23 protein-coding genes are annotated in these 22,118 nt (G+C 65.1%); 14 read left to right on the plus strand and 9 right to left on the minus strand.

The window, feature by feature from the left end:
* The first annotated feature begins 32 nt into the window (after positions 1 to 32).
* Complete coding sequence (locus tag ABZ942_RS14895) at positions 33 to 443, plus strand: RidA family protein (protein ID WP_357382084.1); 411 nt, start codon at positions 33 to 35, stop codon at positions 441 to 443.
* 175 nt (positions 444 to 618) lie between these two features.
* Positions 619 to 2,784 carry an elongation factor G-like protein EF-G2 gene (locus ABZ942_RS14900; protein WP_357383171.1) on the plus strand — a complete coding sequence of 722 codons (2,166 nt, stop codon included), beginning with the start codon at positions 619 to 621 and terminating at the stop codon, positions 2,782 to 2,784.
* Between the two features lie 56 nt (positions 2,785 to 2,840).
* Here the strand turns inward: ABZ942_RS14900 and ABZ942_RS14905 are convergent, their stop codons facing one another.
* The 4 genes from ABZ942_RS14905 to ABZ942_RS14920 all read right to left on the minus strand — a co-directional run bounded on the left by ABZ942_RS14905 (position 2,841) and on the right by ABZ942_RS14920 (position 6,023).
* On the minus strand, positions 2,841 to 3,734 hold the full coding sequence (locus ABZ942_RS14905; RefSeq protein ID WP_357382086.1) for a tyrosine-protein phosphatase: 894 nt from the start codon (positions 3,732 to 3,734) through the stop codon (positions 2,841 to 2,843).
* 215 nt (positions 3,735 to 3,949) lie between these two features.
* Positions 3,950 to 4,378: a DNA-binding protein gene (locus tag ABZ942_RS14910; RefSeq protein ID WP_357382088.1), complete on the minus strand. Its 429-nt coding sequence runs from the start codon at positions 4,376 to 4,378 to the stop codon at positions 3,950 to 3,952.
* Positions 4,360 to 4,647 (minus strand): hypothetical protein, encoded by a 288-nt coding sequence (locus ABZ942_RS14915; protein WP_357382090.1) that lies wholly within the window; start codon positions 4,645 to 4,647, stop codon positions 4,360 to 4,362. Before ABZ942_RS14915 ends, ABZ942_RS14910 begins: the two co-directional genes overlap by 19 nt.
* Before the next feature lie 386 nt (positions 4,648 to 5,033).
* The gene (locus ABZ942_RS14920; RefSeq protein ID WP_357382092.1) at positions 5,034 to 6,023 is read right to left on the minus strand and encodes a hypothetical protein; all 990 of its coding nucleotides are present in this window, start codon (positions 6,021 to 6,023) and stop codon (positions 5,034 to 5,036) included.
* A gap of 675 nt (positions 6,024 to 6,698) precedes the next feature.
* On the opposite strand from ABZ942_RS14920, the gene ABZ942_RS14925 reads away from it, so the two are divergent.
* Entirely contained in the window at positions 6,699 to 7,535 is an 837-nt protein-coding gene (locus ABZ942_RS14925) for a hypothetical protein (RefSeq protein ID WP_357382094.1), read from the plus strand.
* A gap of 4 nt (positions 7,536 to 7,539) precedes the next feature.
* Here the strand turns inward: ABZ942_RS14925 and ABZ942_RS14930 are convergent, their stop codons facing one another.
* Entirely contained in the window at positions 7,540 to 8,232 is a 693-nt protein-coding gene (locus ABZ942_RS14930; protein ID WP_357382096.1) for a GntR family transcriptional regulator, read from the minus strand.
* Positions 8,233 to 8,366: 134 nt separating this feature from the next.
* On the opposite strand from ABZ942_RS14930, the gene ABZ942_RS14935 reads away from it, so the two are divergent.
* From ABZ942_RS14935 to ABZ942_RS14960, 6 genes are all read left to right on the plus strand, one after another.
* Positions 8,367 to 8,909, plus strand: a complete 543-nt coding sequence (locus ABZ942_RS14935) for a hypothetical protein (protein WP_357382098.1) — start codon at positions 8,367 to 8,369, stop codon at positions 8,907 to 8,909.
* Positions 8,906 to 9,862, plus strand: coding sequence for a hypothetical protein (locus ABZ942_RS14940; protein WP_357382100.1), 957 nt, complete (start codon positions 8,906 to 8,908; stop codon positions 9,860 to 9,862). The genes ABZ942_RS14935 and ABZ942_RS14940 overlap by 4 nt, the downstream gene beginning before the upstream one ends.
* Positions 9,859 to 10,923: a hypothetical protein gene (locus ABZ942_RS14945; RefSeq protein WP_357382102.1), complete on the plus strand. Its 1,065-nt coding sequence runs from the start codon at positions 9,859 to 9,861 to the stop codon at positions 10,921 to 10,923. Before ABZ942_RS14940 ends, ABZ942_RS14945 begins: the two co-directional genes overlap by 4 nt.
* Positions 10,920 to 11,624 (plus strand): hypothetical protein, encoded by a 705-nt coding sequence (locus ABZ942_RS14950; protein ID WP_357382104.1) that lies wholly within the window; start codon positions 10,920 to 10,922, stop codon positions 11,622 to 11,624. The genes ABZ942_RS14945 and ABZ942_RS14950 overlap by 4 nt, the downstream gene beginning before the upstream one ends.
* Positions 11,625 to 11,815: 191 nt before the next feature.
* Positions 11,816 to 12,022 carry a DNA-binding protein gene (locus ABZ942_RS14955; protein WP_357382106.1) on the plus strand — a complete coding sequence of 69 codons (207 nt, stop codon included), beginning with the start codon at positions 11,816 to 11,818 and terminating at the stop codon, positions 12,020 to 12,022.
* A complete protein-coding gene (locus ABZ942_RS14960) occupies positions 11,974 to 13,209 on the plus strand; it encodes a site-specific integrase (protein ID WP_357382107.1) in 1,236 nt (411 codons plus the stop codon). Before ABZ942_RS14955 ends, ABZ942_RS14960 begins: the two co-directional genes overlap by 49 nt.
* A gap of 15 nt (positions 13,210 to 13,224) precedes the next feature.
* On the opposite strand, the gene glnA is transcribed toward ABZ942_RS14960, so the two are convergent.
* Positions 13,225 to 14,661 carry a type I glutamate--ammonia ligase gene (gene glnA, locus ABZ942_RS14965; protein ID WP_357382109.1) on the minus strand — a complete coding sequence of 479 codons (1,437 nt, stop codon included), beginning with the start codon at positions 14,659 to 14,661 and terminating at the stop codon, positions 13,225 to 13,227.
* A 252-nt stretch (positions 14,662 to 14,913) separates the two neighbouring features.
* On the opposite strand from glnA, the gene ABZ942_RS14970 reads away from it, so the two are divergent.
* Both ABZ942_RS14970 and ABZ942_RS14975 read left to right on the plus strand, forming a co-directional pair.
* Positions 14,914 to 15,369 (plus strand): RDD family protein, encoded by a 456-nt coding sequence (locus ABZ942_RS14970; RefSeq protein ID WP_357382111.1) that lies wholly within the window; start codon positions 14,914 to 14,916, stop codon positions 15,367 to 15,369.
* A 284-nt stretch (positions 15,370 to 15,653) separates the two neighbouring features.
* The gene (locus tag ABZ942_RS14975; RefSeq protein ID WP_357382113.1) at positions 15,654 to 16,022 is read left to right on the plus strand and encodes a YrdB family protein; all 369 of its coding nucleotides are present in this window, start codon (positions 15,654 to 15,656) and stop codon (positions 16,020 to 16,022) included.
* A 190-nt stretch (positions 16,023 to 16,212) separates the two neighbouring features.
* Here ABZ942_RS14975 and ABZ942_RS14980 read toward each other — a convergent pair whose 3' ends face one another.
* Together ABZ942_RS14980 and ABZ942_RS14985 are read right to left on the minus strand one after the other, a co-directional pair.
* Positions 16,213 to 16,947 carry a DUF4191 domain-containing protein gene (locus ABZ942_RS14980; protein WP_357382115.1) on the minus strand — a complete coding sequence of 245 codons (735 nt, stop codon included), beginning with the start codon at positions 16,945 to 16,947 and terminating at the stop codon, positions 16,213 to 16,215.
* Positions 16,948 to 17,024: 77 nt separating this feature from the next.
* Positions 17,025 to 17,474: a hypothetical protein gene (locus ABZ942_RS14985; protein WP_357382117.1), complete on the minus strand. Its 450-nt coding sequence runs from the start codon at positions 17,472 to 17,474 to the stop codon at positions 17,025 to 17,027.
* A gap of 1,191 nt (positions 17,475 to 18,665) precedes the next feature.
* On the opposite strand from ABZ942_RS14985, the gene ABZ942_RS14990 reads away from it, so the two are divergent.
* From ABZ942_RS14990 to ABZ942_RS15000, 3 genes are all read left to right on the plus strand, one after another.
* The gene (locus ABZ942_RS14990) at positions 18,666 to 19,406 is read left to right on the plus strand and encodes a polysaccharide deacetylase family protein (RefSeq protein ID WP_357382119.1); all 741 of its coding nucleotides are present in this window, start codon (positions 18,666 to 18,668) and stop codon (positions 19,404 to 19,406) included.
* A 235-nt stretch (positions 19,407 to 19,641) separates the two neighbouring features.
* A complete protein-coding gene (locus ABZ942_RS14995; RefSeq protein ID WP_357382120.1) occupies positions 19,642 to 19,821 on the plus strand; it encodes a hypothetical protein in 180 nt (59 codons plus the stop codon).
* The gene (locus ABZ942_RS15000) at positions 19,821 to 20,942 is read left to right on the plus strand and encodes a glycosyltransferase (protein WP_357382122.1); all 1,122 of its coding nucleotides are present in this window, start codon (positions 19,821 to 19,823) and stop codon (positions 20,940 to 20,942) included. The genes ABZ942_RS14995 and ABZ942_RS15000 overlap by 1 nt, the downstream gene beginning before the upstream one ends.
* A 226-nt stretch (positions 20,943 to 21,168) precedes the next feature.
* Here ABZ942_RS15000 and ABZ942_RS15005 read toward each other — a convergent pair whose 3' ends face one another.
* Positions 21,169 to 22,104 (minus strand): DMT family transporter, encoded by a 936-nt coding sequence (locus ABZ942_RS15005; protein ID WP_357382124.1) that lies wholly within the window; start codon positions 22,102 to 22,104, stop codon positions 21,169 to 21,171.
* Between the last annotated feature and the right edge of the window lie 14 nt (positions 22,105 to 22,118).

Consider the following 22,118-nt stretch of genomic DNA (forward strand, 5'->3'; position numbering starts at 1 on the left):
CGGCGTTCCGAAAGCCCGTCTACGCTGTGCCCATGGCGAGGATCAACGAACGAGTTACTGACATCCCCGGCGTCGCTCCCGGCTTCGGATACGCCCACGCGGTGACCACCTCCAACGGTCTCGCCTACGTGTCCGGCCAGATCGCGGTGGACGCCGACGGCACCCTGGTCGGCGAGAACGACCTGGCCGCACAGACCAGGCAGGCACTCACCAACCTGCAGAACGTGCTGCACGCCCTCGGCACCGACTGGACCAACCTGGTCAAGCTCACCTGGTTCGTCACCGACACCAGCCAACTCCAGGACCTCCGCGACGTCCGCGACGAGTTCCTCCGCCCTGCCCTCGGCAACCTGCCCAACCCCGCCAGCTCCCTCGTCCAGGTGGCCGGACTGTTCCGACCGGAGTTCTTGGTCGAGGTGGAGGCCGTGGTCGCGCTCGACTGAGACCGCCCCTGCGTCGGGCCGGATACGGACCGGACAGTCCGTGGCACCGGATCTTCCGATCCGTGGACGCGCGGTGACCGCCGGTGGGAAGCTCGAAGGACCGCAGGTGTCGGGGCGCGAGGAAGCGAGACGCACAGTGGACAAGACGAGTGGAACCGTAGGGGGCAACGGCAGAGTGGTTGCGGCCGAGCGGCCGGAGCAGATTCGAAATGTGGTGCTGGTCGGGCACTGCGGGTCGGGGAAGACGACACTGGTCGAGGCGATGGCGCTGACCACGGGGACGGTGAATCGGGCGGGGCGGGTCGAGGACGGAACCTCTCTCTCTGATTACGACGAGATCGAACATCGGCAGCACCGCTCGGTGCAATTGTCGGTGGTGCCGCTGGCCTGGTCGGGGATGAAGATCAATCTGCTGGATACGCCCGGCTACGCGGATTTCGTCGGTGAGTTGCGGGCCGGATTGCGGGCGGCAGACGCGGCATTGTTCGTCATCTCGGCGGCGGAGGGTGCGGAGGGCGTCAGCGGTGCGACCCGCGCGCTGTGGGAAGAATGCGCGGCGGTCGGGATGCCGCGGGCGATCGTGCTCTCGCACCTGGACACCGCGCGGGCCGACTTCGAGGAGATGACCGAGACCTGCCGCACCATCCTCAGCGGCGGCGCATCGGAAAACGTTCTCCCCCTGCATCTTCCGGTCTACGGCCCGAAGAGCGCGGACGGTCACCGCCCGGTCACCGGGCTGATCGAGCTGCTGCCGAACTGCGTGGTCGACTACTCCTCCGGCGAACGGGTGGAAACCGCGCCGACTCCCGAGCAGCAGCCGATGCTGGACGAGGCGCGCAACCGGCTCATCGAGGGCATCATCGCCGAAAGCGAAGACGAAACCCTGATGGACCGCTATCTCAGCGGCGCGGAAATCGAACTCGCCACCCTCGTCACCGATCTCGAGCGGGCGGTGGCCAGGGGCAGCTTCCATCCCGTGCTGTTCGGCGCGCCCGCGCCGGAGGGCGCCAAGCAGGGCTTGGGCACCGTCGAGCTGCTCGATCTGATCACCGGCGGCTTCCCGACGCCGTCGGAACACATCGTCTCCGCCGTCACCGCCGCGGGCGGCAACACCCGGCGTGAACTCGACTGCGATCCGAACGGCGTGCTCGCGGCGGAGGTGATCCGCACCGCGTCGGACCCGTACGTCGGCCGGGTGTCGCTGGTCCGGGTGTTCTCTGGCACGCTGCGCGCCGACGACACGGTGCACGTGTGCGGCCACGGTCTGGCGGAGCGCGGCCACGAGAGCCACGACGTCGACGAGCGGATCGGCGCGGTCTCGGCGCCGTTCGGCAAGGGGCAGCGCCCGCTCGGCCAGGCCATCGCCGGCGATATCGCCTACGTCACCAAGCTGAGTCGCGCGGAAACCGGCGACACCCTCTCCGGCACCGACAAACCGCTGCTGATCGAGCCGTGGCTGATGCCGGATCCGTTGCTGCCCATCGCCATTACCGCGCACAGCAAGGCCGACGAGGACAAACTCTCACAGAGCCTGGCCCGGCTGGCGGCCGAGGATCCGGCCGTGCGGCTCGAGCACAACGCGAATACCCATCAGCTGGTGCTGTGGTGTCTCGGCGAGGCGCATCGCGATGTGGCGCTGGAGCGGTTGCGGAGCCGGTTCGGGGTGCAGGTCGATGTGGTCGATCATCAGGTCGCGTTGCGCGAAACGTTCGCGGGCAAGGCGAATGGGCGCGGCAGGCATGTGAAGCAGTCCGGCGGGCACGGTCAGTACGCCGTGTGTGAGATCGAGGTCGAGCCGCTGCCCGGCGGATCCGGGATCGAGTTCGTGGACCGGGTGGTCGGCGGAGTTGTTCCGCGCCAGTTCATTCCGTCGGTGGAGAAGGGCGTGCGCGCGCAGGCGACGCGCGGTGTCGCGGCCGGATATCCGCTGGTGGATGTGCGGGTGACACTGTTCGACGGCAAGGCGCATTCGGTCGACTCCTCCGACGCCGCCTTCCAAACCGCGGGTGCGCTCGCGCTGCGCGAGGCCGCGGCGAGCGCGGGTGTCGCGCTGCTCGAGCCGATCGCCGAGGTGTGGGTGCTCGTCGCCGACGACTATGTCGGCCCGGTTCTGAGCGACCTGTCCAGTCGCCGCGGTCGGGTGCTCGGCACCGAACCGCACGGCGTCGGCCGCACCCGAATCCACGCCGAGGTACCGGAACTCGAACTCAGCCGCTATGCCATCGATCTGCGCTCGCTCTCGCACGGCACCGGCGACTTCACCCGCTCCTACACCCGGCATGAACCGATGCCGGGCCAGCTCTCCGCCGCGCTGCGGGAGCAGGCGAAAAAGCAGTCCTAGCAACGACAACAGGCCCATCCACCGGTAAGTGGATGGGCCCGAATGTCTTTCAACACCTAGGCAACCAGATTCTTGCGCAGCTTCAGGATGGTGCCTGCGTCCAGGCCGAGCCCCTTGGTGAGGAACTTGCCGAGATCGCCGTAGTCCTGCTCCATCTTGTTGACCGCGGCGTCCAGGTACGCGTCCCGGACCTCCTGCAGCGGGATGAGCAGATCGGGGTTTTGCATCAGACCGGCCTGTTGTACCTGCTGGCGCAGTGCGGCGTCGGCGGCGGCCCGATACTGGTTCGACAGCAGATAGTCCTGTCGCGCAGTGCCTTCCGGCACGCCGACCGCGCGCAGCAGCACGTAGGTCAGCCAGCCGGTGCGGTCCTTGCCCGCGGTGCAGTGGTAGAGCGTCGCCTTGTCCGTGTTCGCGAGATCCTTGATCGTCTGCCCGAATGCCGTGCGTGACTCCGGACGGCCGATGAACGTGGTGTACATGTTCAGCATGATCTGCTCGGCCTTACCGTTGCCGAGCGCGTCCTGCTGCTTCTGCGGATCGCGGGTCTGGATCACCGCCAGCATCTGCTGGAACAGCCCGGTGTCGTCGATCGGGCGCGCCACCGCCTGCGCGCCCGGAATCGCCTTGTCCGCACCGGCGAACTGGATCTCGCCCGGTGTGCGCAGGTCGATCACCGCCTTCACGTTCAGACCCGCCAACTTCTGCACATCGGCATCGGTCAACTTCTCCAACGAGTCGGACCGAATAGCCTTGCCCGTCTTCGTCTTCGCCCCGTCATAGGTCCGATACCCGCCGATATCACGGGTATTCACCGCTCCCTGCAGAGCGATCTTTCCACCCCCGGCCGCCAACTCGGCTTCGGGCTGGGCGCTAGCGAATGGTGGAGCCATCGTCACGGCGAATATCGCCAAAGCAGCAGCTATCAATGAAATTAACGAACTCTTCATGACGCGAAACAGTAGAACCTGTTTCAGTCAGGTATCGGCATTCGCTCCCACCCCGCCGCATTTACCCCGCTCACCGAGACTCCCCCAGCAGTCAACGAGATTCCCCCTGGACAACCAGCCCAATCCCCCTAGCCTGCACGACGATCGGGCGACGAAATACTGCTGCACGAAGGCGAATACGACCCTTGGATACCGCGATCGTTCAGTTCATCGACCTATGATGCGATCAGACGCACAGTCTCGCCACACAACTTACCCATGTCATCGATATCACTGGTGAGCATGACCACCGGAACTTGCTGCCGCAGTGCCATTTCCGCGATAACCGCATCGATCGCGTACTTGTGCCCATGCAGCCCGGCCTCCAGCAGCAGTGCCGACGCGGCCTTCGCGGACGCCTCGTCGACTTGCTCGACCCGCAATGCCGACAACAACCACGCAAGTCTGGCCTTGTCGGTCTTGCGATGGCTTGCCTCGACGATGGTGAGCGCACTGATCACGACTTCCATGCCGCGCGAACGCGCTTCGGCGACGATCGCGACGACCGACACGGAATCGTCTACCAGGCGGGACAATCCGTCGCAGTCCAATACCAACGTTCCCTGCTGCCCGGTCGTCGGAGGCTTCAGCTTGCCGCGTGCCACTGCCCCGACTCACCGATAGCTTGATCGAACAGATCCCTGGCTCGTTGCCGCTCCGCCTCGGACACCGGCCCATGGCGCCGTTCATGATCGGCGATGTACTCGTCCAGCAGCATGCCACGCAGCTCGCGCTCGACGGCCGAGGTGACAAACGACGAGAACTCACGCTTACCCACCCGGCGGCGGATCGCCTCGGCGGTGCCTTCCGGCAACGACAGACTCACCCGCGTCGCAGGGCCTTCGCCGATCCGATGTTCGGGTTCATCGCTCACCGCCCAAGATTATCAATCGAAGTAGGAAACCTCAACCACCGGAAACGGGCAACGGCCCACCCGCGAAGTTGCGGATGGGCCGTTGCCGAACGACTCGATGTACGAACGACTTACACGTCGTAGTACAGCTCGGACTTCTACCTGGACATTTACCAACGTTGGCAATATTGGTGCGCCCCTCCGACGTGGGGAATCAGCGTTGGGGAGGTTGGACGGACGACGGCCGTGACCGATGCTGCTGCGTACTCTCTGCGTACCGGGGCGGCGCACATGGCCGCGAGACAGAGCTCGATCGGAGCTACTACTTCCCCCTGAGCCGTGCGGCCCGCATTCGCGAGCCCCAGGCCCTCAGCCCTGCTGCAATCTACCCGCAGCGCCAGCCGGAACTAGCCATCGCGGCCTTCCAGGGCTCGTGACTCAGACGAGCGTGGAATGACGCGATAGACCGCTAGAGGCACGACTGAGAAACCGGGGGCCTGGGGCATCTCAACCAGACCGTGTCCAGACATCGAATCGAGAAAGTTGTTCACCATAGTAATCAATTTTCCACGATTTATTCGCTTATCCTCGTCCAGCACATCGGTAACTATCGCGCCTTCAGGGGCAACCGCGTGATACCCGATCATCCCGACCACAGTCCATTCTTGAAGCCCTAGCCCGTACCTGGCAAAGAGGGTTTCAGGCTCGGCATCGAGATGCTGACGGCCTTCTTCTAGCCGTATTGATATGCTCGGCCCCTCAACACCGGCGGGGCTGAGTATCATCGATACGGCAGGCGGGTATATTCCCCGCATAACCTTCACCATTCCTCGAATGGTCGATGACGTTATACCTCCCCCGTCACCGAAGAACCCCTGGGGCAGGTCTGGAATACCTTCAGTCTCGTCCACCGAGGACGCTCTTGACGGCTGCCCCTTGGGCCTAGATTTCCCGGACTGTCGAGGCGTCTCCGGGTCCAAGAGGGTGAAACCATTTACTGCGGTAGCGAACCCGACCATCGTTCGCGCAAAGTACCTCGGATCTACGATTCTGCCCTGTGAAGTAATTCGAACGATACTACCCGGAGGACAGTCATCCACGATCAGTGAACCGTAATTTTCCGCAACTGAGACGGTATCAGATACGTCCTGGAGGTACCCTTCGGCCTCAAGGTCGCGCTCGATTGCGGGAAATAGCGCGTCAACGATCAGCTTCCTATCCATAACGTCCGACTCGCGGTCCTTGCTAATCAAACCTACGTATCGCGAGCCTAATTGCGTACGCCCGGTAGTTTTTCTTGACTCTTCGGTAGCTTCGGGAATTCCTTCATAGAGCTGACTGGCCAACCCTTTAACCTTTTCAAGATCAACATACAGATACTCACGAAGCACATCCACGAGTTCCGGCCTCCTGCCGAGCAGTAGTTGCCATCTGTGACGTGCAGTAGGTACGCGCCTTTGACAGGTGCATCTCGACCGCAGCAGACGGTGTTACATCCGATCCTGATGCCTAGGCATCAATGAATGACACGTCATCTTCAGATTGATCCCTAGGCATCAAACCTACCCGCGCTACACGACTCCGACCCCCGCCAGCTCGCGTAGCCCTAAACCGCCGCCTACAGACTCAACCAGACCGCTGACGCTCTAAACCCGCAGCATCCGCGCCTGACGCAACCACCCACCTAACTCACTTTTGGTCCCCCCACACCACTTCTCAACTTGCTACTACATCTACAGACCCAACCACCCCTGGCTCTCGCTCTCACTGTTCCCGATTCTCTATGAACAGCGAAGCCATAGAGAATCGGGAACAGTGAGAGCGAGAGCCCTGCGCCGAAGGCGCAGGTTAACCTATATTTCCGAGTGGGCACACCGCGAAAACACGGGACCAAACCTGTTCGGGCACTGTTCGGGCACTGTTCGGGCACTGTGCAGGGCAGGCCCAGATCGCCTGAGGCGGTGCGATCCTCGCGGATGGACGGGAGGAGACCCGGAACTGGACTCCCCTACCTGACAACGAATTTCATGAACGCATCGCAAGATCGGTTACCCGCAGCGAGAATCGATGGCATGGCCGAGCTGACGCTTACAGACGAACGCCGGGATCAACTTGCCTCGCTGCTGGCGGACGAGCGCCTCTTGAAGGTGAAGTACCCGAAGGTGGCGGACTACCTCGACACGGCACCAATGCTCCCCGGGACGGGAGATGATCGAGCAGACGCCGCTTTTGATCTGAGATTCGTTAACTACATGACGGGCGACGAGGACGAGAGCCGGAATCCGTACTGGGACATCGTCGCATCGTCCGTCTCGGTCCGAGACGGACATCGCGTGATTGACGGAGGGCGAACACAGGGCAGCGCGCGGTTGGGCTACGCCCAAACGATCCTTCAGTCCACCTACGCCTATGCGGTTCCGGCGCCGGAGACAATCGCCTGGATGCAGTCCTTCTGCGATGGTCGGCCAGTTATCGAGTTGGGCGCTGGCCGCGGATATTGGGCTGCGCAGCTGGAGAGAGCTGGAGTGCCCGTCGATGCCTACGACGTCGAGCCGCCAGATCGAGCGGAGAACGTTTCGTTTCCGGGCGCGGCCGGCCAACGCGATGTGTGGCACCCAGTCGAGAACCTTGCCGAATCCGCGGAACGCCTCCGAGACTCTGCCAATCATGTTTTGTTCTTGTGCTGGCCGCCAGGTTGGGGCGATCAGATGGCCTCGAAAGCGCTCAACGAGTTCGAACGCGCGGGGGGTGAACGCGTGGTCTTTGTCGGCGAGCCACAAGGCGGCAAGACGGGCGACGATGCATTTTTCGCTGCCCTGGAGTCGAATTGGCGTCTTGCCGCTGAGGACAGCGGCTACGTCTCCTGGTGGAACCTCGCGGACGCGGCACAGGGATGGACCCGGCGATAGTCCTCTACTCGATGGGCGACGGTTTTACCGATTCCGTGAGTTCCATTCGGAAAACGAACGCATCGTAGCGATCTCTCGGATACGAGATATCTGAGAGCATAAGCACCTGATCGTCACGTCCGAGGTATCGCTGGTGGACCGTCTTTACCAGTTCGCCAGGCATCGTCCCGAGCCAATCTGCATGCGAGTCGGCGGGAAAGCGGTCAGCAACGGTTTCTTCCAACGCGGTGGCGTGTGAGATGTCGGGAAAACCGATCGGCTGGTAGGTGTCAGAGATGGAGATCGCCCGCCCATCTTCTGTCGCGCGCGTGACGGTGTGCAGTACCTCTGCACCGAGATCGATCGCGAACACGTCCGCAAGTTCTTGCGTCGCCCGAAGGCTCGTGCTCTCACGTTCGATCCGTACGACTTGGTCCGACTCGTGCCCGAAGGTCTCCTCCGGATCCTCCATCTGACGCTCTGGTGCAACCCGAACGAGGTTCGGATGATCGGTCACAAATGTCCCTCGTCTTGGAACAGATCGCACAAGCCCTTGGCGCTCCAGCAGTTGCATGGCCTGGATGATCACGATCTTCGAGACGCCGTGGCGGTCCACCAACTCTGTGAGGCTCCGTAGTTGCGTTCCCGCAGGTAGAGCGCCCGTCCTTATCTGTCGCGCATAGTCCGCGGCGATCGTGACGTAGGCAGGCTCAGTCATTACGGGTCCTTTCGTTCCCCAGGCGGACGAACTTATTGAAAATCATTTTAGACATGCACAACTGTACATGCACAACTTCCTCCAATCTCTTGTGCATGCACAGTTGGATATATACAGTTGGGTTGGTCGGGTTGGTGACGTTCGATCAGCCGCCAGACGCAAAAGCTCCCCAGCGGTTGGAGCCGCCGGGGAGCCATCGCCAAAGCAGTTCGCAGCTGCTTCAGCATTTCCGCACTTCAGGAACGGAGTCCCAAAGCATGTCCAGTTTAGATCGCCATGTCTACATCACCGATGCCGTCGGTCTCTATCCCGGCGAAATCCTCGACCGCGCTGGTCGAGAAGCGAAGATCGTTCGAGATCGTCAACCGCACGACGCCAACCACGATGTCGGCCGAACCAACGAATCGGATCTGGAGCGAGCAGGTTACTTCCAGACCGACGGGCAATGGTGGGCGACCGACGGCCGGGATATTGTGCTCGCCACCGCAACGGAGGTGGCATGGATCAAGGCGCAGCGAGACCACCAGGCTGCCCCGATCAGTGAGGTGGAGCACTTCGTCCGGGAAAGCGATGCAGATCGAAAAGCACGGCGGTGCAGAGAATTCCGCGATGCGGTCGAGATCGATGATCGAGGTCTGCCGGTCACGCGCCGCCGTGGTGTGGAGCGTTCGCGATGAGCGCCCCGCAGAGTTCGCCGAACGATCGTTTGCGGCGGGCGGTGTTCGAGGCTCGGATGACTCCCGAGCAGCTAGCCCGCAAGATCGAGGTCGATCCGAAGACGGTTCAGCGGTGGATAACCCAGGGCCGAATTCCTTACCCGGTCCATCAGTTCGCCGTCGCTGTCGCGATCGGTGTCCCTGAGAAAGAGTTGTGGCCCAACGCGTTTGAGCAATCACGACATCTCCGCGCGGTACCGCAGGACATGTCGGAAAGTCGCCCGTCGACGATCCGTATCGTCGGCGGCCGTGCTCCCGCGCAGCGAGACCACACCGATGAACACTCCGAGGCACGGCACCAGGACTCGGCAGCGGCGGTCGACCGCCAGCATCCGCAATCCGAATCGGAACCTCGGACGAAGCGCTCCCCCGCCGACAAGCAGGGTTCGGTGTTGAAATCCCTGACAAAGCAGCGCGAGTGGACCTACAGCCAGTTCGTGGTCGAGTACGACCGGGTTGCGGCGCAGGTGCACGGCGACCGGGCAGGCACGGCGCCCACCACCCGGACAGTTCGGCGGTGGATGACCGGCGAGGGCAGCACTCCTCACGCGTATCACCGCAAGGTTCTGGAGCGGATGTTCCCGGACTACTCCGCGGCCGAACTGGTACGCCAGCCCGGCTGGGGCAGCGGCGGCCAACCCCATACCGAACAGGCGGACTACGACCAGGACGCACCGGACCCGCAGAGCCGCGCGGCATTCGCAGCACGGATGCGGGAGCTGATGACCTGGGTCGGCACCGAGGCACCGATCAAAGAACACGAGATCCGCGACGGCGCCGCGAAACCCTCGGTCCAGCAATCGATGGAGTTCTGGGGCAACCACAGCGAACGCAACGTCCGGACCCGCGAGGAAATCCAAACCCACTACAAGAACTCCTACAGCCGTGGTGGCGGAGTGGAGCGCAGCCGATGACCACAACACGAGAAAGCGCGACTACGGCCGGTCCGCGCAAGGACCACAAGAAAAAGGGCGACGCGGCAGGTTTGGACAGGCGCGTCACCGCGATGCGCCGCGAGGGCGCGACCTATCAGCAGATCCGCGAAACACTCGGATTGTCCGCGCGCGCAGTCGAATCCGTGCTCGGTGAAGTCTGCGCGCTCCACGAACAGGGTCATGGCCATGGTGAGGTCGGCCGCCGCGTCGGTCTGCCACGCACGACCGTTCAACGGCTCCTCAAGAGCACCCGCGAACCACGATTCAACGCGCGGGCGAACACCGCGACGGCCCTGGTTGTCGAGATGTACGGACTGCAAATCGACGTACTCGCCGAGTTCTTGAACATCGACATCACCCACGCACGGAGCCTGGCGCGCCAGCTTCGGACAGACCGGCTGATGCTGCCGACACTGATCCAGGTCCAACCCGGCGAGAAGTGGCTGGTGCCCACCCGCGAGACCGCAGGCAGCTACCTGGGATGGATGCCGCGCACATTGTGGCGGCCACCGACCAAGGACGCCGAACATTATCGTGCCGTGGCCCAAGCACGAGTCATGCTCGTCGGCGCGGAACCCGGCGCATGGGTCTCGGAACGGCAGCTACGCCACGACGCCGAAATCACTGCCCGCGAATCCCGTTCCCGCGCATCACGTTCGATCGGCCACATCCACGACGGCCGGTTCCTGGGCGTGGTGGACGGTACCTACGGATGGTGGGCCCTGGAGGTCGAGCTGTCAGCCAAGAGCTCCAAGAACATGGACGCCGCCCTGGCCGGTGCCATCCGCGCGGCACGGCACGCCGAACCCGAACCCATGATCGGGCTGCTCTATCTGTGCCGGGGCCGCGAAGTCCACCGCACCCTCGACGCGGCCTGCGGCCGACTGCCGGCCGAACTACGCAACGTGATCCTGTTCGCCTCAGGCGACTTCGACGAGGAATGGCTCAAACACACCACCACCCGGCGCACCCTGCGCGCAGCCTCTCGTAAGCCCAACCCAAACCACCGGCGCCAGCGCACACCAAAGGAGGAGAAATGACCGGCCAGCGCGAGGTCCGCACCGACCGCGAAGCCCGCGCCATGTACGGGCTGGTGCAGCAGCGGGCCATGCAGATCGACGTGCTCTCGCAGTTCCTCGGCACCGGCCGCAACCACGTCTACGAACTCCTCAGCGATCTGCAGAAAGCGGGGCTGGTGCATCCGCTGCGCCGTATCGCGGCCGGACCGAAGTGGGCGGTGCCGACCCGAACCGCAGTGACCCGGTTCTTCGGAGCCTCACGTCCGGACTGGCGGCCCTCACCGTTGTGGTCAATCCGCGGTCGAGCGATCGCCCGCACCCGCATCGCATTGGGTGCCACCGCATTCGACGCGTGGGAATCCGAACGCGAACTCAGCTACCGCGCAAACTATCCACGCCGCTACCCCTACGACGGTCGCGTGCTGCGCACCGACGCTGTCTCACGAGCCGTACTGGTGCTGGGACACCGAGACACCAGCGGCCCGGACCTGGCCCGGCAAGTCACCCGAGCAGGCCGCCGCGCGGTCGAGGACGGGTGCACCGAACTGCTGCTTGTTCACCACGCACCGGCCGATGCACCACCGGTGCGCACCGCCTGTGACAACGCACCACTACCCATCACGCTCGCCCTCACCATTGCCACCCTCACCGCCCTCACCTGGGACGGACCAACCGCGATACGCACGATCCACGCTGGTCAGCGACTCCGGTTAGCCGGGTGAGCGAAATGAATCCCGTCTCACCCCAAAGGCACCGTGGCCACCCGGCGAGACAGACCGGCGGGACACCCGAGACAGCAGACGCACCAGTTGATGCACCACCGGTGCACCACACACCACCCAACGCACCGGCACGCACCAGCCCGACCCACAACGCACCACCGCATGCACCGACCAGAACCGAGGAACCCATCATGAGCACTGACCGTTACCTGCAAGCAACCGACTGCGAAGCACTCACCGGCATCCCTGCCGCCACCTGGCGCTACTGGGCACACATCGGCTCGGACATCGGTCGGCGCAGCTTCAAGCTCGGCCGCCGCCGCGTCTGGCGACTGAGCGTCATCGAAGCTTGGATCACCGAACAGGAAGCCAAAACCCAGACCGGAGGAGCCGCGTAACCATGCCTGCCAGACGGAACCGCCGCTCCGGAGTCGAAGACCTCTGGACCAAAGAAGAACGCGATAAGGACGGCACGGTTCGGCGCGTTCCGTCCAAACTCCACGGCAAAGGAAAGCGCTGGCGCGCACGCTATGTCGATGACACAGGCCAAGAGCACTCCATGCGTTTCACACGGAAGGCGGATGCGCAAGGCTGGCTGAACAAGCAACTGGCCGCGCTGGTACACGGAATGCACGTAGCTCCCCGCGATACGAAGCGCACCGTAGGCGAGTGGTGTGACGAATGGATCAAGGGCTATGCGGTGCATCGTGACGGCACCGTTCGGCAGGCCAGAGTGCACATCGCCCAGATCAAGGCCGAATTCGGACACATCCAGTTGTCTGCGGTTCGCCCGTCGATGGTCAAGGCATGGGTTGCCAAGCTCAAGGAACGCGGACATGAGGCCAGCTACGTCTACGCGCTGCATTCGCGACTGTCTCAAATTCTCGGTGACGCGGTGCTCGACAACATCCTGGTCCGTAATCCGTGCTCGCGCCGAACGTCTCCTCCAGCGGGCAAACAGAAGGTCTATTGCGCCACCACGGACCAGATTTGGGCGATCTATGACGCGATGCCCGCGCATATCCGATCCGCGGTCTTGCTCGGCGCGTTCGCGGGTCTCCGCGTCGCTGAGGTATCGGGCCTACGGCCCGAGGATGTCGATTTCATGCGCGGCATCGTTCACCCGCATCAGCAGTGGCCCGCCAAACCGTTGAAGACGGAAGGCTCAGAGGCGCCGATTCCAGTTCCGAACGAGCTGGCGCTCATGCTGTCGGCGGCGGTGAAACAGTGGCCTGGAGAACGGGTGGTTTGCGACGAGTTCGGCAAACCGGTCCCGCCTTGGCAGATCGAGCGCGCATTACGGACGGCTCGCGTCGGAATTCCCGGTCTGCCTGAGGAATTCAGTTTTCAGGACCTGCGCCACTATCTTGCATCGCTACTCATCGCGGGCGGCGCGAACATCAAGGTCGTCCAAGCCCGGATGCGGCACGCGAAAGCGAAGACGACGCTCGATACCTACGGCCATCTGTGGCCGGATACAGACGAGTCCACCCGGCTCGTGATCGCTGCCGTGATCACCGAGCGGATGGACTCGTCTCCCGCTACTGCGTACCCACTGCGTACCGAGCGCCCGAATCGGGCCTAAATACGCAGGTCAGGCTTACACGTCGTAGTACAGCTCGAATTCGTAGGGGTGCGGGCGCAGGTTGACGGGGGCGATTTCCTGCTCGCGCTTGATGCTGATCCAGGTCTCGATCAGGTCGTCGGTGAAGACGTTGCCTTCGGTCAGGTAGTCGTGATCCTGCTCGAGGCGATCGATGACGGTGGCCAGGCTGGTGGGGGCCTGCGGGATGTTCTTGGCCTCCTCCGGCGGGAGCTCGTAGAGGTCCTTGTCGACCGGGGCCAGCGGCTCGATCTTGTTCTTGATGCCGTCCAGGCCGGCCATCATCATGGCGGCGAAGGCCAGGTACGGGTTGCCCGAGGAGTCCGGCGCGCGGAACTCGATGCGCTTGGCCTTCGGGTTGTTGCCGGTCACCGGGATACGCACGGCCGCAGAGCGGTTGCGCTGCGAGTACACCAGGTTGATCGGCGCCTCGTAGCCCGGAACCAGGCGGTGGTAGGAGTTCACCGTCGGGTTGGTGAACGCGAGCAGCGACGGCGCGTGGTGCAGGATGCCGCCGATGTAGTGCCGCGCCAGATCCGACAGCCCGCCGTAGCCGGCCTCGTCGTGGAACAGCGGCTTGCCGTCCTTCCACAGCGACTGGTGCACGTGCATGCCCGAGCCGTTGTCGCCGAAGAGCGGCTTCGGCATGAAGGTGACGGACTTGCCCTCGGCCCACGCGGTGTTCTTCACGATGTACTTGAACAGCTGCAGGTCGTCGGCCGCACCGAGCAGCGTGCCGAACTTGTAGTTGATCTCGGCCTGACCGGCGGTGCCGACCTCGTGGTGGCCGCGCTCGAGCTCGAAGCCCGCGTTCTGCAGGTTGGTCGAGATCTTGTCGCGCAGGTCGACGTAGTGGTCGTACGGGGCGACCGGGAAGTAACCACCCTTGTTGCGAACCTTGTAGCCGAGGTTCGGGGTGCCGTCCGGGTTGGTCTTCGCGCCGGTGTTCCAGGAACCCGAGACCGAATCGATCTCGTAGAAGGCGCCGTTCATCTTCGAGTCGTAACGGATCGAGTCGAAGATGTAGAACTCCGCCTCGGCGCCGAAGTACGCGGTGTCGGCGATGCCGGTCGAGCGCAGGTACTCCTCGGCCTTACGCGCGATGTTGCGCGGGTCGCGGCTGTAGGCCTCGCGGGTGAACGGGTCGTGCACGAAGAAGTTGAGGTTCAGCGTCTTGGCGGCACGGAACGGGTCCAGGCGCGCGGTGCTGAAGTCGGGCAGCAGGAGCATGTCCGACTCGTCGATCGACTGGAAGCCACGGACGGAAGAGCCGTCGAACGCTAGCCCTTCCTCTGCGAGGTCGGTCGTGAAGGCCTTCGCCGGGATCGAGAAGTGCTGCTGAACGCCGGGAAGGTCGCTGAAGCGGATGTCGACATATTCGACCTCTTCATCAGCGAGGAATTTGATGACCTCGTCGGCCGTGCTGAACGTCACTTGTTCTCCTTACGGATCGGTTCCCAGCGAGTGTCGATTGCATGGGTTCGTCGCGTCCAGACGGTATGGACGCGGTGTTTCCCGGCAGTCAAGTCTGTGTTTCGCCAGTGTTACACGTACGGCTGGCCGGGTGACTAGGCCCACCCGGACTCGAACAGCATGCTAATCCTGCCATCCGTGCCGACGCGCGCTGACGTGAACTCCCCTTATGCGGTGCCGGGCGGCCGGTCGGCCCCGCATATTGTGGGAGGCATGGCACGCATGACGGGATCGTGGCTCTCCGGCCCTGCGGAGGGCGCCGGCGATCCGGCAACCCCCGAGTTCCCCGGCGAACACCTGGGACTGCCGAAGTCCGGTGCGGGATCGTTGTCCGGGATGGCTCGGCGGATCGCGGCACTGTTCGTGGACTGGTTGATCGCGCTCGGCATCGCGGCGCTGATCATGCGCGGCGGGTCGGCGTCCAGCCTGACGTTGCTGATCTGGTTCGTGATCGGGGTTGCCGCGGTGACGCTGTTCGGGTTCACGCCCGGGCAGTACTTTCTGCGGCTGCGGACGGTGCGGATCGATGCGCCGGTGACGGTGGGGTTCGTGCGTGCGCTCGCCAGGCAGGCGTTGCTGGTGTTCGTGGTGCCCGCGTTGTTCACCGATGCCGATGGGCGTGGGATGCACGATCGCGCGACCGGGACCGCACTCGTTCATTCCCGTTGACACCTGGCGGCTGCGCGTCGGGCAGGGGCCGGTCGCGCGAGGCCCCTGCGGCAGGTCCATTCCGGCCGCGCCCGTCGCATCTTCGGCAGTAGGCTCGCAACTCGCCGCACTGGTCCTATGCCCGGTCCGACAGCAGCCATTGCGCCCCCGGCAGCTGGCCCGACATCGCGGCACAGCTTCGGCCCGGCCGCACCATCACGGCCCTCCGGCAGGGCGTTGTTCCCCCGGGCGAACCACGGAAATGGCGTCTCACACCGGGCGACCGCGCCGGTTACGCTCCGTCGGTGTCACTCAATCCGGCGATGCTCGCGATCCGGTTTCTGCTCGAGCTCGTCGCTGTTGCTTCCTTTGGTATCTACGGTTGGCGAGCGTTCGATTCACCGTGGAAGTTCCTGCTCGTAGTCCTTTTGCCGCTGGCCGTCGCGACGCTGTGGGGCACGTTGGCCGTGCCTGGCGATCCGAGCCGCAATGGTGAAGCACCCGTTTCGGTGCCCGGGTTGGTGCGCCTCGCGGTCGAACTCGGTGTGTTCTTCGGCGGCGCCGCGGCACTCTGGGCGGCCAGTTTGCCCAGGTGGGCGCTGGTTTCCGTCGCAGTGCTCGTCGTCTACCAAGCTCTCGCATACGACCGCGTCGCCTGGCTCGTCAAAGCCTGACCAAGATCATGGGGAACTGATGCTGGTATTCGCCGAGTAGCGAACAGCACCAGTTCCCCATGATCTTGAAGCGGGCCGACAACTCCGGCGACCTCGATCAGCAACTCGGCTGCGCCAGTGCGGACCGTGACCGGACGAAACATACGAAAGGCCCGTGTCCTGGGGACACGGGCCTTCGTGGTGGTCTGACTCAGCGCCGGCGAATCGTGCGCTGCACGCCGCGCATCTTGGCGCCCGCGGGCATCGGCCCCTTCGGCAGGGCCGGGCCGGTGCGCGAGCTCAGCGCGGTCAGCCGGCCCTCGATGAGGTCCATGCGCTTGGCGTCGATGTTGCGGGGCAGCTTGGTCAGGTAACGCTGCAGCTCCTTCAGCGGCACCTGGCCTTCGTCGTTGCCGATGACGACGTCGTAGATCGGGGTGTCGCCGATGAGCCGGGCGGTGCGCTTCTTCTCCTGCGCGAGCAGCGATTTCACGCGCTGCGGGGCACCCTCGGCGACCAGCACCACGCCGGGCAGGCCGATCACCCGGTGCACCGCGTCGAGCTGGGTGGTCGCGGCGATGCCGTTGGACACCCGCCACTTGCCCTGCAGGTTGTCCAGCACCCAGGCCGCCGCGCCCGCTTGGCCCTCGGCCTTGCCGTAGACGCTCTTCTGCACCCGTCGACCGAAGATGATGAACGCGGCCAGCGCGCCGAGAACCACGCCGAGCGGGACGAGGAACCAGGTCAGACCGAAGATCAGGCCGATGACCAGGAAGACGGCGGTGATGCCGAGCAAGGCGCCGATCATCAACGGCAGCAGCAGCTTGTCTTCCTTGCGCTGCATCTGGAACGCCTGCCAGAGCTGCTGCCTGCGCTCTTTCGACTGCTGCTTGCGGGCCGCTTTCGCCGCGGCCTTCGCTTCCTTGGTGGGCTTACCTGCTGCCATGTCACTCAGGATAGTGCCCATGTCGTGCGGATTTCGCCACGCCTACCTCGGCGGCGTTTATTACCGTCGCGGCGGCGTCAATTCCAACCGCGCCTGGCCATCGATCCGAGCACGGTGAGATCCAAATCACCGGACGCCTCGGTCCACCCCATCGCCCGCAATTCCACCGGCGCGGCCACGCCGAGCGCGTCCCGGAAACCGATGGCGACCGAACGGGCGAAGTCGATCAGGCTGCGCGGGGAGATGGGCCAGAACATGATCTTGGTCCAGTTGTCCACCTCGCGGCGCAGCATCGGCTCGTTCCAGCCGAGGTCGCGTAACTCTTGCGCGGCGGCGTCCGGAATGGGCTGCGTCAGATAATGATTACCGGCCAGCTCGGCGGACAATTTGATGTCGTACTGCATGAACTGCACGTACCGATTACCGGGCGCCGCGATGATCAACGTGGCGCGCGAAGGTAGCTCAGACAGACATTGCGCCAGTGCTTGAACGAACTGTTCCCAGTCCGCGGTCACCGGCTCGTTCATTCTTCCCCCGGGCGCTCGCACTGGCCCGATCATACGCCGCCGTGCCTGAGACACCAGGTGAATCATGTTGTAGCCCCGAATACTTCGCGACGTCCATAGCAAACACCAATGGCCCGCCGTTCGCTGGAACTAAGAGCAATTTCAACACCGAGCTACTACCCACCAACACCACCCGACCGGCACTCGCCGCGACTCCGGTGCCCGTCAGCAATCAACGCCTCCACACACAAGCCGCCCAACTGGTCGCCAGCGAACCATCGCCGCGTAGGACACGACCTCGGCGAGCCCCGAATGGCTATGCCCCGTCCGACGCGCGGCCAAGCCCGAAGCCGCGCCAGGCGGCCCCCGAACCGGACGTGGCGGCGGCACATCGCGGGGTGAACGCGCCGTGATGTCTCGTTCGGCGCGCACCCTGGTCTGACGACGAGGATGAAATGGGCAGCAGAGGCGCGCTGCCTGCGCGAATCAGGCTGCGCGTGAACCTATTGGCCGCCGAACCGCTCCGCAGTCGCGGCAAGGCGTCTCATACCGACGAGACGGCAGCCGCGCGATACGACGCGACGGAAGTGCCCTGGCAGCGCGCGAGCGGGACATGGTGGCGGCGAACCGCCGAATGGGCGCGCCACCATGCTCCGTTCGGCGGGTAGCCGGTGCGGAGGCAGCGGGCTCGCTCGGGTCAGGTTGCGCGCGCCGAACCGTCGCTGGCGAACAACTGCGTCGCGCGGCGCGGTGCTGGTACAGACTTGGCAGCACCTCACGGACCGAGATGTGATCGGCCTGCTCTGCCGTCCAGCACCGGGCCGGGCCGCCGGCTGTGCGTCGAGTGGGACTTTGTGGCGGCGAACCGCCGAATGGGCGCGCCACCATGCCCCGTTCGACGCGTAGCCGAGGCAGCGGGCGGATGTCCGTCACCGGGGCAGGCGCGGCCGTGCGTCGAGTGGGACATGGTGGCGGCGAATCGCCGAATGGGCGCGCCACCATGCCCCGTTCGGCGAGTAGCCGAGGCAGTGGGCGGATGTCCGTCACCGGGCAGGCGCGGCTGTGCGTCGAGTGGGACGTGGCGGCGGTGAATTGCGGGTGATCGCGCCGTGATGTCTTGTTCGGCGCGGAGGCGGGGCCGGTACTGATCCGTTGGGTACCGGCACCGTGGTGTTCAGCTGGTGGCCATCGGGCGGTGTTAGTTTGCGGTGCGTGTGTGCGCGGTTGGTGGTGAGCATCCATGACGTCGCGCCGGCTAGTGCGGCGGAGACGGCGCGCTGGTGTGCTGATGCCGATGGGTTCGGGATTCCGGTGTCGCTGCTGGTGATTCCTGGCCCGTGGCGCGGTTCGTCGTTGGCCGAACGGCCGGATTATGCGAGTTTTCTGCGGGAGCGGCGTGCCGGTGGGGACGAGATCATGGTGCACGGATGGTCGCATCGGGCCGGGCCGGAAGGTGGCTGGCCGCGGCGGGCGCTCGGCCGGGCGGTGGCGCGCGGTGCTGCCGAATTCGCTGCGCTCGATATCGACGAGGCCGCGGCGAAGTTACGGGACGCCATGGCGGTGATGGTCGAATCCGGGCTGTCTACAACAGGTTTCACCCCGCCGGGCTGGCTCGCCTCGCCCGCGGCGGAACAGGCGCTGCGTGCGGCAGGCTTCTCCCACACCACCGACCACTTCGGCGCCAAGGATCTGCGCACCGGCCGCCGCCATCGCGGCTTCGCACTCTCGCACCGCCCCGGCGGCGGCTGGTCCGAACGCTTCGGCGCCGCCATGCTGGAAACCATGGCCCGCCACAACGCGGCACGCGGCGGCCTGGTCCGCCTCGCCCTGCACCCCGATGACCTGCACCACCCGGGCCTCCGCGAAGCCACCCTGCGCGCCATCGACGCCACCCTCCGAGCAGGCGCACACGCCACCACCTACGCCGACCTCGTCGGATCGGCGGTCGAATGATGCGAACAGCCAACTGCCACAGGGCAACCCTCGATGCGGGCGCCCACATATGCCCCCGAGCCAGTCGCGGAGACTGCCAACCAGCGCCAGCTGTCAACCGCGACACCGCAGCCCGCGGCGCCCATGCACCCCGAGCCAGTTGGATCGACCGCTGGGCAGCCCGAACTATCCACTGGCACAACGCAGTCATCGGCACGACTACTTACCCTGACCCGACCGGACAGGGAGTCCGATAGTGCGCATCGAGCAGATCGCCAGCGGCCCCGCATCCGGTTGGTCGCACCGCTACCTCGACGGGATCGGGCGCGGACACTTTGCGACCGGACGCGGCTGGACACTCACGATCCCTGGGCTCGACATCATGCACGCCCATACAATGGGATTTGCCGGGCTGACCAGATCGGCGGTTCGCTGATGCGCATCGTCCAGATTGCCAACTTCTATACCCCTGCTTCCGGGGGCCTGCGTACGTGTCTCGACGAGATCGGGCGCGGGTACCTCGCGGCTGGGCACAGCCGGGTGCTGGTGGTTCCTGGGCCTGGTGACGGGGATGAGTTGACCGGGTCCGGACGGCGGATCACGGTGCACAGCCCCAAGTTCGGGGCGGGTGGGTATCACGTGCTGACGGCGCGCAGGACTCGCGCGATTCTCGATCGGCTGCGGCCCGATGTGCTGGAGTGCAGCGACAAGTTGAGTGTTCGGTGGCTGGCGCCATGGGCGCGGGGGGCCGGGGTGCCGCTGGTGCTTTTCTCGCACGAACGTATCGATGCCATCCTGCGTACGCGGGTGCCCCCTGGTTTTCCGTTGACCACCGCTGCTGATCTGGCCAATCGGCGCCTGTGTGTGCGGGCCGAAAAGGTAGTGGTCACTTCGAGTTTCGCGACGGCGGAGTTCTCTCGCATCGGAGCGACCAACGTGCGGCGGGTGCCGCTCGGCGTCGACCTGACCACCTTCCGTCCGATCGATCCGGCGGACGAAACACCTTGGGCCGCAGCCGAGCCTGTACGTCTGGTGCTGGTGAGCAGGCTGTCGAAGGAGAAGCGGGCCGAACGCGCGATCGAGGCGGTGCGCGTGCTGGTCGCGTCCGGTCTACGCTGCGAACTGTCCGTCATCGGCGACGGCCCGCTGCGCCCTCGACTCGAGCGCCTCGCCGCCGGGCTCCCGGTGAACTTCCACGGTCACCTCACCGACCGCGCCGCCATGGCCAACCTGGTCGCTGCAGCCGACATCGCGGTATTCCCCTCCCCTGCTGAGACTTTCGGCCTCGCCGTCCTGGAAGCCCTCGCCTGCGGCACACCCGTGGTCGTCCCGGACGAGGGCGCCGCAAGCGAACTCGTCGATGCACCAGGCTCCGGCATCGTCTCCGACGGCTCCCCGCACGGCCTGGCCGAAGGCGTCCGAGCACTCCTCACCATCCCCGCCACCCAGCGCCGCCACGCCGCCCGCTCCTCAGCAGAACGCTTCCCCTGGTCGGCCACCGTCGCAGGCATGCTCGCCCTCTATGCCGACTACGAATCCCCCGCCCGCACAGCGTGACCCGCCACCATTCTCAACGATACGTGGTGAGCGATCGTGCACGCCACGGTCATCGGCGCCGGCCATCGCCTCTTGCGAGATCCGCACTCGACGCCCGCAAGGTGCACAGTTCTCAGCCGACTACCCGGCGCCCGCTGCCGCCCACAGAGCGCCCATACGCCTCACAAAGACTGCACGTCCTGTGAAAGGTATGGACGCTCTGTGAGTCCCTCCAACGAACCGCGGTCTACGAAACACTCTCGCGCACCGGTTGTTTCGGTGGTGTCGAGTGGGACTGGTCCAGTTCGTCGTGCAGGGTAGGCGAGTTCGCGAGCAGGGCGATTCCGCTGATCACCAGCGCTGCCGCGAGGACCAGCAGGACCGGGCGTGGGTGGATGGTTACCGCGAACAGGGTCAGGCCGGCGGTGTAGCTGAGGACCGGGTCGGTGACCGTCATCGCGGTGAGTGCGGTGGGGAGTGAGCCGCGGGCGTACGCCTCCTGGGTGAGCAGGCCGCCGAGCACGGTCGATACCGGGATGCCGAGCAATGCCCAGCTCAGGTTGGGTAGCGCCGATGTCGAGACGACCACCAGTACCGCCGTCGTCGAGAAACAACAGCCCGCCGCGACCGCGACCAGCGCCGAGCGCAGTTGGGGCGAGTAGGTCAGCCGGGAGAGGGCGATCAGGGTGAGGATCGCGACGAAGACGCCCGCGCCGACGCCCGGCAGCCGCTCCGGTCGCACGTCCGCGTGGCCGGGCGCGCTCTGCCCGACGAGCAGGATCAGCCCGCCGCACACGAAAACCGTCCCCGCCCAATCCCGTCCGAGCAGCGAACGTTTGCGCCGCGCCGCCGCGAACGGCAACGCGAACAGCAACTGCACCACCAGCAGCGCCTGCACCACCGCGATCGCCCCGAGCCGCAACGCGACAGCGTGCACCGCGAACCCGGCGACATTGGCACCCTGCCCGGCCAGCCAGCGCCGATCGGTGATCAACCGACGCGCGATACCCACGATCACCAGGAACCGACCTTGCGTGGCTTCCGTCGCAGCCAGCCGCGCCGCCCCCTGCTGCAGTGCCGCCGAGACAGCGAACAAGAGCGCGGCGAACAGCGCGAGGGAGATCGTCCCCACCGCGAGCGCGTCCACCGACGCGCTACCGAGCAGGTCGGCGGCATCCGGCATACCGCCCATGCTTG

Source organism: Nocardia sp. NPDC046473 (assembly GCF_040645995.1).
Taxonomy (GTDB): Bacteria; Actinomycetota; Actinomycetes; order Mycobacteriales; family Mycobacteriaceae; genus Nocardia.